Genomic DNA, 14,361 nt, shown 5'->3' with positions numbered 1-14,361 from the left:
GTCGGCCGGTACCCGTCCGCGGCGGGGATGTTGTTCAGGTCGATGACGGGCTGGACCTTCACGCTGATCTCCCCGTTGCGGTACCCGTCGCCGAGCAACTCGCCGAGCAGGGTGGTGGTGAGGGTGTCGGCGCGTTCGACCGATGCGACCGGGTCCAGGTTTCCGTCCGCGTCCGCGGTGATGTGCACGACGATCTCTCTACCCTCGGCAACGGCGCAGGTGTGGGCGGCGGTGGGGTATCGGGCCGCCGGGCATGTGGACTGGGTTCTGTCCCGCCCCCGTCCAGGCGGGCCGTGTGGGGTGGTGGGTCTTCGCCTCGCTGCGCTCGGTGCCCTTCGACGAGCTCAGGGAACCGGGAAGGCGGCTCGGCTAACCGGGTCGGCTCAGGGAACCGGTCGGGTCGCGACGTGTCCCGTGTCTCGCCTCGCTCCGCTCGGCGCCCTTCGACGAGCTCAGGGAACCGGGAAGGCGGCTCAGAAAACCGGGATCGCGGCTCAGGGGACTGGTCGGGTCGCCGAGCACTTCGACGGGGCTCAGCACATGCCTGTCGAAGTGCCTTGAGCGAAGCGAAGGGATCTGGTCCGGGAGGAGATGGGGGTTCGATCTCGGGCAACTCGTCCGGGAACGGCGCCTCGTCCTCGTCGGGTGGCTCATCCGGTAACGGCGCCCCGTCCTCGTCGGGCGGCTCATCCGGGAACGGCGCCCCGTCCTCGTCGGGCGGCTCACCCGGCAGCGGCGCGATGACCGGAGTGTCGTGGTCGCTCTCCGAGCGGTTGAGGTCGCCGCCCGGCCTGTTGCTGTCGATACCCCGGCACTCGAGGCCGCTGTCGAGGTCGATGCCGAGGGCGGGCTGGTCGGCTTCGAGGAGTGTGAGTAGGAGGTCCGGGTTCATGGCCAGGGAGAGTGCCTTCGCGCGGCGGGCGGAGTGGCCCAGCCCGGGGTATCGGGCCTTCAACCGCTCGGAGATCTGGTGGAGGCGTTCGTCGACGATCCTGCCATCCAACACATCGAGCCGGCCGCCGATCGACGTGACGCCGGGTTCCTCGTCACGCAGCCACACCCCGCGCCGGGTCCGGGCCTCCGCCTCCCGTGCCCGCGCGGCGGCCGCGTCGGCGCGGATGATCAGTTTCTTCAGCTCCCCCAGCGCGGCGCTGGGGACCAGGCCGTACTGCCTCGGCAGCCAGCGGGCCGTGACCGTCTCGGCCTGCAGCGGATCCAGATCCCGACACAACCAGGCCGCCCTCGCGGCGAGCCAACGTTCGACCTCCCCGTTGATCACAGCCTCGAACAACATCGGATGCCGATACCTCAGATTCAGCGCGGAGACGATCCTCTCGATCGCCGCGGTCTGCGAACACCGCAGCAACGCCGCGACCTCCATCGCCAGGAACTCCGACACCGATGGGGTTCCCTCCCCACCCGGACGGACCAGCTTCTCCGGCAGTTTCGTGTCACGGTCCCGATAGACCTCGGTCCCGTAATCCAACAGGTCCGCCTCATCCAGGCGGTAGGCCAGGGCCAGGTCGCAGATGGCCTCCAACTCCTCGGCCTCGCCACGGCGACGCAGGGCGACACCGGCGCGGAGGCGGTGGGTCGCCTGCCGGGAATCGTCGCGTCGCCTGGTTTCCATGACACCCACGCTACGACCCGCCACCGACAGTTTTCGCACGCCCGTCTGAATTATCCACAGGGCTGTTCATCCTGAGTGGAGCGACAGGGTCGTCGGCCGTGGCCTTCCCGTGGCCAGCTCGATCTCGTGCACAACGATGCGTATATCGGTGCCGCTGTTGCCATGTTGCAGCGGCCCCGGGATAGGCATCTTTGTGCCGGAAAGGGGGAGCCGGGGTGGGACTCGGGGGATCGGATCTCCCCTTCGCTTCGCTCAGGGCCCTTCGACAAGCTCAGGGAACCGGGGTGGGCTCAGGCCCGTCGACAAGCTCAGGGAACCGGGGCAAGCTCAGGGCCCTTCGACAAGCTCAGGGAACCAGGGTGGGCTCAGGGAATTGGGATGGGCTCAGGGGACCGGGCGCGTCAGTTCAGGCGGAGGTCGCGGCGGAGGAACAGCGGCAGGCCGACGGCGAGCAGGACCGCGGTCGCGGCGACCAGCCACACCGGCTGCCACCAGACGATGCCCTCCTGCAGGGGCGGGCCGTAGAGATACGCACGGAACGGCGAGAACCAGCCGTGGTTCTCCTTCCCCACCGCCAGCAGCATCGTGTATGCGAAGTAGGTGACGACGCCGACGGCGGTCGATCCCCAGACTGCGACCTTCGACCGGCCCGTCGCCCCGCCGAGGGCGAGCGCCAGCGCACCGAAGCACCAGCCCAGCAGCATCAGAAGGACGCAGGCCCAGGCCAGGTCACCGAGCCGCACCCCGTCGATGCGCGCCAGCGCGAGGCCGCCCCACATGCCGAGGAAGAACGTGGCGGCGACGATGGCCGACTTGACCATCATCACGGTGGCTACGGTGGCGTAGACCCCGGCCCGCCTCATCGGCGCGGCCAGCAGCAGCGCCAGCCGTCGGGCACCCTCCTCGCCCGCGAGCCCGCCGGAGGCTGCGGCGACCGCCACCAGGATCACGCAGATCGGGGCCATCAGGCCGAAGATCTCCATGTGCAGGAAGCCACCGGGCGACGTCAGGTCGCCGCCCCCGAACAGCGCCCCCATCGACTCGGGGAAAGACTGCGCGAACGCCGCCATGGTGTCCTCGAGCACGTTCCACATCGCCGGCATCGAGACTCCGAGCAGCACCAGGATCAGCACGACGTACGACAGCAGCACGGCCTGCGACGCCATCGCGATGCCGAAGAACGACGACCCCGCGGCCGTCGGGGCCAGCACCTTGGCGACCATCGGGTTGGCCTGCAGGCGGGACAGCAGCGCCCCGCCGGACTGCTGCAGCCTCAGCTCGCGCCGGGCGAAGACCAGGGCGCCGAGCACCACCAACAGGACGGCGCCGCCGAGCAGCAGGGCCAGGTGCCCCCCGTCGACACCGTTCACCAGCGGCTTCGACCCGTTGAACCAGGTCCACGGGATCCAGTCGGCGGCGCCCTCGCGCCACATCGGCAGCAGCCCGTTCCCCAGCCAGCCCGCGGCCATCACGAAGGCCGCGACTCCCGAGGCGACAGAGCGCCGCCCCGTGGCCGCACCGATCGCGAAGGCCAGCGCGCCGTGGAAGGCCCCGCAGGCGGTGAGGTGGATCATGACGGCCAGCACATGGGCCTCGCCCTTGTCCACGCCGACCAGGACGGGAGCGAGTTCCGCCAGACCGTAGATCAGGGTGCCGGCCACGAGGATCACGGCGAACATCGCCACGGCCTTCGAAGCCGCGAAGGCCGCGCGCGACACGGGCGCCGACAGCACCACGGACAGCGTCCGGTCCGCCTCCTCGCCCGCGACGGCGCGTGCCCCGATGGCGATCGCGACGCCGGTGAACGCCAGCCCTCCGATGGCGCCGAGCATCTCGTTGTACGCCATCATCGACGCGTCGGCGTCCGCCGGGATGCCCATGACGGCACGGATGGCCTCCGGCATCGCCTGGTAGATCCCGAGGTCGATGTCCTGGTACATCCACAGGGCCAGGGCGAGCATCGCCGCGACGGACCCCGCGGTGATGAGCATGCCGCGCCAGCCCTCGGTCAGCCCCCGACCGAGCACCGCGGCGTTCACGACTCGTCCTTGTAGTAGGTGAGGAAGATGTCCTCGAGGTCCGCCTCCTGCGTGTGCAGGTCGCGGAGGTGGGCCTTCGCGGTCACGACGGCGAGCAGCTGAGAGATCTCCCCGTCAAAGTCCAGCGTCGCCCTGCCGGGCAGCACGCTGATGTCGCGCGTGCCGGGCACGGCCGCCAACTCCGCCGCGCTCAACTCCCCGTCGACGTCGAGCTCCACGCGGCGCATGCGCTTGCTGCGCAGCTCGGCGACCTCCTCGACGGCGATCAGATGCCCCTTCCGGATGATGCCGACGCGGTCCGCCACCCGCTCGACCTCCGAGAGGGTGTGGCTCGACAGGAACACCGACCGTCCCTCGTCGGCGGCCTCGCGCATCATGGCCCAGAACTCGTGCTGCACGAGCGGGTCGAGGCCCGCGTTCGGCTCGTCGAGGATCAGCAGGTCGGGACGGTGCATGAACGCGGCGATCAGGCCGACCTTCTGCCGGTTGCCCGTCGACAGGTCGCCCACCTTCTTGTCGAGGTCGGCTCCGAGGCGCTCGGCCAGGGAGTCGGCGTAGGCCCGGTCGACGCCGCCGCGGAGCCGCGCGAAGAAGCGCAGCGTCTGCCTCCCGGTCATGCCGGGCCACAGATTGAGGTCCGCGGGCACGTACCCGAGCCTCGCCCGGTGAGCGACGCCGCGCGGCGCCGCGCCCAGCACCTGCGCCGAGCCGGAGGTCAGGTTCAGCTCGCCCAGCAGGCACCGGATCGCGGTGGACTTGCCGGCGCCGTTGGGCCCGAGGAACCCGAAGACCTCCCCCGGGCGGACCTCGAGATCGAGGTCGACCAGCGCGGGGAACTTCCCGTAGTGCTTGGTCATGGCCTGCGTGACGATGGGGTTCATGGCTTCTCCCTCAGCTGGGCGATGGCGGTGCGGTAGGTCTCGAGGGCGCCCGGTTCGATCACCGCGCCGAGCGCGTCGACCATGGCGAGCAGGTAGCGTGGATAGCCGGGCTGGGCGACGAGGTCGGCGGACGTGATGTCGATGCCGAAGTGGCGGGCGAGGTGCCGGTGCATCGTGAGCGACCCGAGCGAGAACATCGTGAGGATCGCGGCCCGGCCGCGATCGTCGTCGGTCGCGGTGACCAGCCCGCTCTCCTGCCCGACGCGCAGGTAGCCGACGGCGTCGTCGACGATCTGGTCCACCAGCTGGGCGATAGCCGGGGCGTCGTCGGGGATCCTGCGGGCGAGGTACGCCATGACGGTCTGGTTGCCGGCGTCCCGGAGCGCAGCGACCGAGTCGAACCCGAGGCCCTGCGCCATCCCCTCCCCCTTGCGGTCCCGGATGATGGCGGCGACGTGGTCGTCGCAGGCGTCCAGCAGGCCCGCCATCGAGCCGAAGTGGTGCCGGATGAGGCCCGACGTGACGCCGGCGCGCTCGGCGACGGACCGCGCGCTGACCGCGGCGGCTCCGCCGTCGGCCAGCAGCTCGATCGCCGCGTCGCGCAGCCTTGCGCGGGCCGTCAGATCCTCACCCATTACACGATCGTATAACCTGCTATACATTCGTGCAATAGCGACGGAGAAAGCTGTCGACTACTGAACGACGCCGCCCTATTGTGGGCCTCATCCCGACGGCGTGGTCGGGAGGCGGAGGTGACACCATGTCAGGGACGACAGCAGCGGGAGCCGCATTCGCGGCCGCCATGGCGATCGCGCTGCTCTTCTCATGCGCCGCGGGCAGCGCCGCGGAGGGTACCTGGGGTGAGGGCAGCGACGGCACTCCGCAGCTCGAACTCGCGGGCAACGGCACGCTCACGGGAACCGACGGCTGCAACCGACTCACCGGGACATGGTCGGAGGACAAGCAGACGGTGACCTTCGGCGAGGTCGCGGCCACCCAGATGTACTGCGAGGACGTCGACACCTGGCTCTCGACCATGTCGACGGCCACCGTCGACGACGCCACGATGACCGTCTTCGACAGCTCCGGCACCGAGATCGGGACTCTGGCGAAGGCCGGCTGAGCCCTACTGGCCCGGGTGCCCCTTCGCGATCTGCTCGTGGTGGCGGACCACCTCGCGCACGATGAACGTGATGAACTTCTCGGCGAACTCCGGATCCAGGTCGGCCTCGGCCGCGAGCGCGCGCAGCCGCGCGATCTGCTGCGCCTCCCGGCCCGTGTCCGCTGCCGGCAGCCCGGCGCCCGCCTTGAGCTCGCCGACCCGCTGCGTCACCTTGAACCGCTCAGCCAGCAGGTGGATGAGCGCGGAGTCCATGTTGTCGATGCTGCCGCGCAGCCTCTGCAGCTCGGCCCTGGCCTGTGCCTCGTCCATCGGGGCTCCTGTCAGTGGAGGATCAGGTCGATCCGCTGGAAGCTCTTGATGTCCGTGTAGCCGGTCAGCGCCATGGACTTGCGCAGGGCGCCGGCCAGATTCATGGTGCCGTCCGGGACGCGCGACGGGCCGAGCACGACCTCCTCGAGCGTGCCGACCTGCTCGAAGAACGAGCGCTGGCCGCGCGGCAGGCGCGGGTGGTAGGAGTCGGATCCCCAGTGCCACCCGCGGCCCGGGGCCTCGGTGGCCCTGGCCAGCGGCGAGCCGACCATGACCGCGTCCGCGCCGCAGGCGATGGCCTTGGCGATGGCGCCGGAGCGTCCGGTGGCGCCGTCCGCGATGATGTGGGCGTAGCGGCCGCCCGACTCCTCGAGGTAGTCACGACGGGCCTCGGCGACGTCGGCGACGGCCGAGGCCATGGGGACCTCGATGCCCAGCACGGCGCTGGTGGTGTGCGTGGTGCCGCCCCCGAAGCCGACGAGCACGCCAGCAGCACCCGCGCGCATCAGGTGCAGGGCCGCGCGGTAGGTGGCCACTCCGCCGACCAGCACCGGGGTGTCGAAGTTGTAGATGAACTCCTTGAGGTTCAGGGCGTTGTCGCCGCCGACATGCTCGGCGGAGACCGTGGTGCCGCGGATCACGAAGAAGTCCATGCCGGCCTTCTCCAGGATCGGCGCGAACTCCTGCGTGCGGGCGGGAGACAGCGACCCGGCTACGGGCACGTCGGCCTGGCGCAGCTCGGCGAGGCGGTCGCGGATCAGCTCCGGCTTGACCGGCTCGGCGTAGATCTCCTGCAGCCGCTTGGTGGCCGTGACCTGGTCACAGTCCTGCGTCAGCAGCTCATACGCCGGCTGAGGGTCCTCGTACCGGGTCCAGAGCCCCTCGAGGTTGAGGACGCCCAGGCCACCGAGGCGGCCCATCTCGATGGCCGTCGACGGTGACATGACCGAGTCCATCGGGGCCGCGACGATCGGCACATCGAACGAGACCGCGTCGATCTTCCACGTCAGGTCGACCTCGTCCTCACCGCGGGTGCGGCGCGCGGGCGCGATGGCGACGTCGTCGAAGGAGTAGGCGTGGCTGGCCCGCTTGCTGCGTCCGAGCTCGTACATGTGGGTGTCCTGTCTCTGGGTCGCGCGGCTCAGCGCGACCAGTAGTTGGGGGCTTCGGCGGTCAGCTGGATGTCGTGCGGGTGCGACTCGCGCAGCCCGGAGGCGGTGATGCGGACGAAACGGCCACGCTCCTGAAGCTCGGCGATGGTGGCGGCACCCGAGTAGAACATGGACTGACGCAGGCCGCCGACCAGCTGGTAGGCGACGGCGCCGAGCGGGCCGCGGTACGCGACCTGTCCCTCGATACCTTCGGGGATGAGCTTGTCGTCGCTGGTGACGTCGCCCTGCCAGTAGCGGTCCTTGGAATAGGAGGGCTTCCGGCCGCGGGCGGCCATGGCACCGAGCGAGCCCATGCCGCGGTAGCTCTTGAACTGCTTGCCGTTGATGAACACCAGCTCGCCCGGGCTCTCCTCGCAGCCGGCCAGCAGCGAGCCGAGCATGACGGTCGAGGCGCCGGCGACGATCGCCTTGGCTATGTCGCCGGAGTACTGGAGGCCGCCGTCGCCGATGACCGGCACGCCGGCCGGGCGGCAGGCGCGTGCCGCGTCGTAGATCGCGGTGACCTGCGGCACGCCCACGCCCGCGACGACCCGGGTGGTGCAGATGGAGCCGGGGCCGACGCCCACCTTGACTCCGTCCACTCCCGCTTCGACGAGCGCCCGCGCGCCCGCGTAGGTGGCGACGTTGCCGCCGACGATGTCGACGTCCCGCACGGAGGGCTCCGCCTTGAGGCGCTTGATCATCTCGACGACGCCGGTGCTGTGGCCGTGGGCCGTGTCGACGATGATGGCGTCGACGCCGGCCTCGACGAGCGCCATGGCGCGCTCCCACGAGTCGCCGAAGAACCCGACGGCGGCGCCGACGCGGAGGCGACCCTGGTCGTCCTTGGCGGCGTCGGGGTACTTGTCGGCCTTGACGAAGTCCTTCAGGGTGATCAGGCCGGTCAGTCGGCCTGTCCCGTCGACGATCGGCAGCTTCTCGATCTTGTGCTCTGCCATCAGCGCAAGCGCGCCGTCCTTCGACACCCCGACAGGGGCCGTGACGAGCGGCATGCGGGTCATGACCTCGCTGACGCGGCGGGTGGGGTCGTCCTCGAAGCGCATGTCGCGGTTCGTGATGATGCCCACCAGGATGCCGTCGGGGTCGACCACGGGGGCGCCGGAGATCCGGTAGGTCGCGCAGAGGTCGTCGACCTCCTTCAGCGTCGCCTCGGGGGCCACGGTGATGGGCTCGGTGACCATGCCGGCCTCCGAGCGCTTCACCTGGTCGACCATGTGTGCCTGGTCGGCAATCGAAAGGTTGCGGTGCAGGATGCCGATGCCGCCCTCGCGGGCCATGGAGATGGCCATCCGCGACTCGGTGACAGTGTCCATGGCGGCGGACAGCAGGGGGACGTTCAGCCGGATGCGCCTGGTGAACTGGGTGCCGGTATCGACATGGGACGGGATGATGTCCGACTGGTTCGGCTGCAACAGCACGTCGTCAAACGTGAGACCCAGCGCGGCGAACGGGGCGGGAACCCCGGATCCGGTCAGCTCGTCTTGCACAAAAGCGCCTCTCGCTCGGGGGAATCGTTGCCCCAAATCCTACCCCCGCCACAGCGTCGACCCTAACCACCGCCCGCCCCGGCGACTCCTCCCTGGACGGCGCGACGGCCCGGGAAGCACGTCCCGGGCCGTCGCGTCAGGTGCACACCTACTTCACCGCGGCGGTCCTCGCGGAGTGGGTGGTCACCGTCGTGTACCCGGCCTTCTTCCCCGTCACGTGCACCGAGAGCTTCTTGCCCTTCGAGTACTTCGTGAGCGTGAAGGTCGACTTGGTGTAGCCATTCAGCTTCTTGCCGTCGCGGTACCACTGGTAGCTCAGCTTCGTGCCCGAGGTCCAGGACCCCGCCTTGGCAGTCAGCTTGCTGCCGACCTTGGTCGTGCCCGAGATCTTCGGCGTGGCCGACTTCAGCGTCCCGGCCTTCACCTTCGCCGTCTTGGCGGAGGTCACCGACGCGCTCTCGTAGCCGTCCTTCGTGCCGATCACCTGCACCGTCAGCGTCTTGCCCAGCGAGTACTGCGTCAGCGCGAACGTCGACTTCGTGTAGCCCGTCAGCTTCTTGCCGTCCCGGTACCACTGGTAGCTCAGCTTCGTGCCCGAGGTCCAGGACCCCGCCTTGGCGGTCAGGGTGTGCCCCACCTGCCGGGTGCCGGAGATGGTCGGCTTGGCCGTCTTCAGGGTCATCCCGACGACGGTTGCCGTCGGGGCCGTCGTGACGCTCGCATCGGCGTAGCCGTCGGCGGACGCGGTGACCTTCACGGTCATCTTCTTGCCGATGTTGTACTTGGAAACGGTGTAGCTGGCCGTGTCGATGCCGGGCAGCTGCGCGCCGTCGCGGAACCAGGCGTAGGACAGCGTGACGTCGGCAGGCTCCCAGCCGGTGGACGTGACGGTGAGCTTCTCCCCCACCTTCGCGGTGCCGGAGATCTCCGCCGTGCCGACGGTGATGTCCCGCTTGTAATCGTCCCAGTCCGCCGTGGCGTACCCGGCGCCGGTGATGGCGAAGATGGCCTGCACGGTGGCGCGGATGTCGTCGCGGGTGCCCATGCGGGTGTTGGACCAGGCCGCGCCCGAGTCGGTGGCGGCCTGCTCCTTCTTCATCGCCCGCTTCGGCGACTCGATGTTCACGCCGGCCTCGGCCAGCGCGGAGGCGACCATGCCGGTCGAGTTCGACGAGGCGCCGTCGGCGCCGCCGAAGCTCGCCATCCAGAAGTAGTCGCCGTCGTCGTTCGTGAACCGGTTGGCGGCGTTCTCGGTCCAGGCGATGCCGCTGGCCAGCTTCGTCGCGGCCTCCTCGCGGTACCTGGCAGCCACCTCGTCGTCCCGGCTGAGCAGGAGCATGGCCGAGATGCCGATGCCGGTGTAGTCCGGGTCGCCGGTGGGTGCGGCCGCGTACCAGCCGAAGCCGCCGTCCTTGGTGATGATCATTCGGGACATGAGGTAGGTCATGCCCTCATCCGACACGTCGTCGAGCCTGCCGAGCCTGGACAGGGCGATGGTCGCCAGGTAGCCGCCCCAGGCCTGCGGGGCCTTCTTGGCGTTGACGTAGTCGATGAGCTCCTGGACGAGGTCACGGTCGGGGCCGAAGAAGTGGGCCGGGTCCTCGACGCCGGCGATGTCGGCCGTCAGGATGACCTTGGCCAGGGCGTCGGCGCGATTGATGACGTAGGTGGGGCCGACCTGCTCCAGGCCTGCGACCATCTCCTCCATCGTGTCGTGGTGCTGGCGGGCGGAGGCCAGCGCCATGATGCCGTCGGCCAGCAGGCCGGCGTCGCCGGTCGTGTAGGTGCCGTCGGCCCACTGCTGGGCGATCCAGTCGGCAGCCTTGGTGATGGAGGCCTGGTCGGAGATGACCTCGTCGGCACGGGCGGGGGCCGCGACGAGGACGGAACCGAAGAGAACCGCCACCGCCGTGAGCAGTGGCAGGAACAATCGTCTGATGAAAGACATGGGGCGAAACCTCTCAGTCACGAGGCTGCGCGTGCAGGCGGCGCGAGAGGAGCGCTGGCCCATCCGCAGTCCGCGACGGATGTAGTACTTGGCGGAAACGTCGGGACAGGTGGTCCGGCTCGGACGCCTCGACGTCCTCACGGTTGCGGGTCAGCGCCGGATTCACACCGGCTTTCCCTCTCCTGACTACGCACAACATAACACCCGCTTCCCCTTGCCGGAGCCGATCCACGCAAACTGCGCGGCGGAAACTGGGGGATGCGCAACAGCGGACGGCTCTGTTAGGTTGCGTGTGAGCAACCGCTCTGGGTGCGCCCCAGGGGAAGCCGGTGTGAATCCGGCACTGACCCGCAGCCGTGACGCCAACTGGCGAAGTCGGAATGCCTGGCCGCATTCTCTTCACCTTTTTCGTTGTCGCGGATCCGCAACGGGCAGGCAGCCGCCTCCGTGCATACCGCGGGAGAGGCACTGTCAACCATGTTGGACACACACCGGGCCGCAGGTTCCCGGCACAGATCGAGGACGATCTGGTCAATGCTGGCCGCGGTGGCGCTGCTCCTGGGCATCGCCCCCGCCTATTCCTGGGCCGCCGACGACGTCAGCGTCTACGTCACGGTCGAGGGCTACAACCTTGGGCAGGGCTACTTCGTCGAGCCCGTCAAGGTCACCGTCGCCGACGGCGCCACGGCCGCAGAGGCCACCCTCGATGCCCTGGAGGCGGCGGACATCGACGCGGAATACGGCGGCACGGCCACCGACTCCGGCTTCTACCTCCAGACGATCGGCGTCGACGACTCCTTCACCCCGACGGTCCCCTCCTACATCACCGAGCAGGACGGCTTCGAGCTCGGCGCCTCCAACGGCGACGGCTCCCTGGGGGCGTTCGACTTCAACGGCATGTCCGGCTGGATGTACACCGTCGACAACACCACCGCCGACGTCGGCGCCGGGGCCTTCACCGTCACCGACGGGCAGGTCATCCGCTGGCAGTTCACGCTGTACGGCTACGGCTGCGACCTGGGGCTGGCAGACGCCTGCTGGGGCTCTCCGCCCTACTTCGACCAGGTCGACAAGACCGAGCTGATCCGCACGATCGTCGACGCTCCCTCGTCGACGGCCACCGCCGCCGAGCGCACCGCCGCCCGCACCGTCGCCGTCAACCCGACGGCCACGCAGGCACAGGTCACCGACTCGATCACGGCGCTCACCACCGTCCCGGCGTCGAACTTCGGGCTGACCGCCCCCAGTGACGCCACCGTCACCCTGCTGAGGCAGAACAAGAACTACGCCCAGACCGTTATCGACGAGGCCTACGCCACGGACAACGGCGACGGCACCACCACGCACCGCTTCCAGGTGCCGACGACCAACGGCACGGTCACCTACCGGGTCACCCAGCCCGGAAGAATCACCCAGGCCAACTGGATCAAGAACCTCAACGACGTCAACATCACCTTCCCCGACGGCGACCCGTCCGACACGGGAAGCACCGGGACCTACGGCACCATCGACGACGCCGCCGTCCTGCTGAACGTCAACGGCGACAATGACCTGCAGCTCGGCGTCGGGGACACGTTCCCGCTGGCCAGCTTCCGCGCACCCTGGCAGATCGTCAGCGACGTGGTCAGCAACTACATGATCGAACCTGACTACCACTACACCGTGGTCTCCGGCGAGGACGTCGTCTCCATCGAGCCCGACCCGACCTACCCCGGCTGGGCCACCCTCACGGCCGAGAAGGCCGGCGAGGCGATCGTCGAGGTCACCTACGACGCGATCGACGCGGGTAGCGCGCGCTACGGCGCGTCCAAGCGCAGCGGCGTCGTCGCCGTCACCGTCGGCGCACCCGCCGACGACTCGCTGGCGATCACCATCCCGCGGGCCTCGTCCACCGACCCGTGGGACAGCGAGATGAACACCTGGTACTTCACCGGCGACAGCGCGACGGCCACCGTCGAGGTCGCCGGGTCGCCCGACGAGGTGACGGCCTGGAACCCGGATGTCGAGGGCACCCAGACCCTGACCGAGGAGGACGGCTCCTACCGTCTCACCCTCCACGAGGGCACCAACATCGTGCGCGCGGCCAAGGGCGACTCCGTCACCTACAAGACCATCCGAGCGACGGCCATCACCCCGGTGATCACCAACGTCACCGACCCGGGCGCCGACCCGGAGCCGGGCGACACCGTCACGATCCACCTCGACGGCGCCGTCATCCCGGTCCCGAAGATGGCAGGCATCTACAACCCGCACTTCAACGGGGCGAAGGCCGCCTACACGGGCCGCGTCTACACCGACGGCGTTCCCGCCACGGGCGCCTCCTACCTGGGCGACGCCAAGGGGCAGTTCACCTTCTCCGCGGCCAACCAGCTCACCGTCGCCATCCCCGCGGACGCGGGCGACGGGTTCTCGCTCGTCGGCGGGTACATCTCGCAGCAGCACTTCGGCTCCCCGATCGGCACCCACCGGTTCATCACCCGGGCCGGCGTCGGCGTCAACACGTCCGCCCCGACGCTGGGGAGCAACTACTCCGTGCTGCCCGACATCACGCTGATCGCCCTGGCGAAGGTGGACGTCACCCCGACGATCACCGGCACCCCGCAGGTCGGCCAGACCCTGACCGCCGACCTCGGCACGCCCGACCCGTCGGACGCGGAGTTCACCTACCAGTGGCTGCGTTCCGGTGACGAGATCGCCGACGCGACGTCGTCGACCTACCCGCTGACCGCAGCCGACGAGGGCGAGACCATCACGGTGAAGGTCACCGGCTCCAAGGAGGGCTACACCACCGCAACCGTCGAGTCGGACCCGACCGAGGCCGTCGCTCCCGGCGACCTGCAGCCCGCCGTGCCGACCATCTCCGGAACCGCCCAGGTCGGCAAGACCCTCACGGCCACGGCCGGCACCTGGCAACCGGCGGGCGTGAGCGTCTCCTACCAGTGGTACCGGTCCGGACAGGAGATCGCCGGGGCCACGAAGTCGACCTACACCCTGACGGCCGACGACCAGCGGGCGACTCTCACCGTCCACACCACGGGCTCCCTCGACGGGTACACGACCGTGTCGCGGTACTCCGACAAGACCGCCAAGGTCGTGGCGGGCACGCTCACCAAGGGCGCCGCGTCGATCTCCGGCACCGCCCAGGTCGGGAAGACACTCACCGCGAAGCCCGGAACCTGGACCACCGGAACGAAGCTGACCTACCAGTGGTTCCGCGACGGGAAGGCGATCTTGGGGGCCACGAAGTCGACCTTCGCGCTGACGAAGTACTCCCTCGGCAAGACCCTGACCGTGCACGTGTACGGCGCGAAGGACGGCTACACCACCGCGTGGTCGTACTCGGCCAGGACGGCCAAGGTCGTGGCCGGGAAGTTCAGCGTCGTCGCGCCGACGATCACCGGGACGCTCAAGGTGGGCAGCAAGCTGTCGGCCAAGCCCGGGTCCTGGAAGCCGGCCGGGGCGACCTTCACCTACCAGTGGTACCGCGGCGGCAAGGCCATCTCCGGGGCGACGAAGTCGACCTACACGCTGAAGGCCGCCGACAAGGGACACACGATCAAGGTCAAGGCCTGGGGGTCGCTCGCCGGCTACGCCACGGCCGGTAAGTCCTCCGCCTCCACGGCGAAGATCAAGTAGTTCCTCCGACAAGGCCCCGGGCCCGCTCACCGCGGGTCCGGGGCCTTGTCACGTCACATTCGTGAGCCGAGAATTTAGAAAGCCCCATTTAGGCAACATTGAACTGGCGCATTTCCTCCAGACTACCAGCAAAACC

At 69.4% G+C, this 14,361-nt stretch carries 10 protein-coding genes and 2 riboswitches; of the genes, 2 read left to right on the top strand and 8 right to left on the bottom strand.

The genetic code is table 11. The features are described 5' to 3' along the window. Positions 1-58: 58 nt before the first annotated feature. From KDB89_RS03880 to KDB89_RS03865, 4 genes are all read right to left on the bottom strand, one after another. Positions 59-1,630 carry a DUF222 domain-containing protein gene (locus KDB89_RS03880; protein WP_219083553.1) on the bottom strand — a complete coding sequence of 524 codons (1,572 nt, stop codon included), beginning with the start codon at positions 1,628-1,630 and terminating at the stop codon, positions 59-61. A 401-nt stretch (positions 1,631-2,031) separates the two neighbouring features. Then, complete coding sequence (locus tag KDB89_RS03875) at positions 2,032-3,669, bottom strand: ABC transporter permease subunit (protein ID WP_219083552.1); 1,638 nt, start codon at positions 3,667-3,669, stop codon at positions 2,032-2,034. Continuing rightward, entirely contained in the window at positions 3,666-4,550 is an 885-nt protein-coding gene (locus KDB89_RS03870) for an ABC transporter ATP-binding protein (RefSeq protein ID WP_219083551.1), read from the bottom strand. The genes KDB89_RS03875 and KDB89_RS03870 overlap by 4 nt, the downstream gene beginning before the upstream one ends. Next, positions 4,547-5,185, bottom strand: a complete 639-nt coding sequence (locus tag KDB89_RS03865) for a TetR/AcrR family transcriptional regulator (RefSeq protein ID WP_219083550.1) — start codon at positions 5,183-5,185, stop codon at positions 4,547-4,549. The genes KDB89_RS03870 and KDB89_RS03865 overlap by 4 nt, the downstream gene beginning before the upstream one ends. 125 nt (positions 5,186-5,310) lie before the next feature. Here KDB89_RS03865 and KDB89_RS03860 point away from each other — a divergent pair, with 125 nt between their 5' ends. After that, on the top strand, positions 5,311-5,673 hold the full coding sequence (locus tag KDB89_RS03860) for an META domain-containing protein (RefSeq protein WP_219083549.1): 363 nt from the start codon (positions 5,311-5,313) through the stop codon (positions 5,671-5,673). A 3-nt stretch (positions 5,674-5,676) separates the two neighbouring features. Here the strand turns inward: KDB89_RS03860 and KDB89_RS03855 are convergent, their stop codons facing one another. From KDB89_RS03855 to KDB89_RS03840, 4 genes are all read right to left on the bottom strand, one after another. Further along, on the bottom strand, positions 5,677-5,982 hold the full coding sequence (locus KDB89_RS03855; protein WP_219083548.1) for a chorismate mutase: 306 nt from the start codon (positions 5,980-5,982) through the stop codon (positions 5,677-5,679). Between the two features lie 11 nt (positions 5,983-5,993). Further along, a complete protein-coding gene (locus tag KDB89_RS03850; protein WP_219083547.1) occupies positions 5,994-7,094 on the bottom strand; it encodes a GuaB3 family IMP dehydrogenase-related protein in 1,101 nt (366 codons plus the stop codon). A gap of 29 nt (positions 7,095-7,123) precedes the next feature. Beyond that, positions 7,124-8,629 (bottom strand): IMP dehydrogenase, encoded by a 1,506-nt coding sequence (gene guaB / locus KDB89_RS03845; protein WP_219084188.1) that lies wholly within the window; start codon positions 8,627-8,629, stop codon positions 7,124-7,126. Between the two features lie 160 nt (positions 8,630-8,789). Next, positions 8,790-10,589: a hypothetical protein gene (locus tag KDB89_RS03840; RefSeq protein ID WP_219083546.1), complete on the bottom strand. Its 1,800-nt coding sequence runs from the start codon at positions 10,587-10,589 to the stop codon at positions 8,790-8,792. An 86-nt stretch (positions 10,590-10,675) separates the two neighbouring features. Continuing rightward, positions 10,676-10,809: riboswitch (cobalamin riboswitch) on the bottom strand. 42 nt (positions 10,810-10,851) lie between these two features. Next, positions 10,852-10,995: riboswitch (cobalamin riboswitch) on the top strand. Between the two features lie 140 nt (positions 10,996-11,135). Between KDB89_RS03840 and KDB89_RS03835 the strand changes: the two genes are divergently transcribed. Further along, positions 11,136-14,225, top strand: coding sequence for a DUF4430 domain-containing protein (locus tag KDB89_RS03835; RefSeq protein WP_219083545.1), 3,090 nt, complete (start codon positions 11,136-11,138; stop codon positions 14,223-14,225). The last annotated feature ends 136 nt before the right edge of the window (positions 14,226-14,361 follow it).

The organism is Tessaracoccus palaemonis (genome assembly GCF_019316905.1).
Lineage (GTDB): Bacteria > Actinomycetota > Actinomycetes > Propionibacteriales > Propionibacteriaceae > Arachnia > Arachnia palaemonis.
Note: the sequence above shows the minus strand (reverse complement) of the source record. Positions and strands in the feature narration are given on the sequence as shown.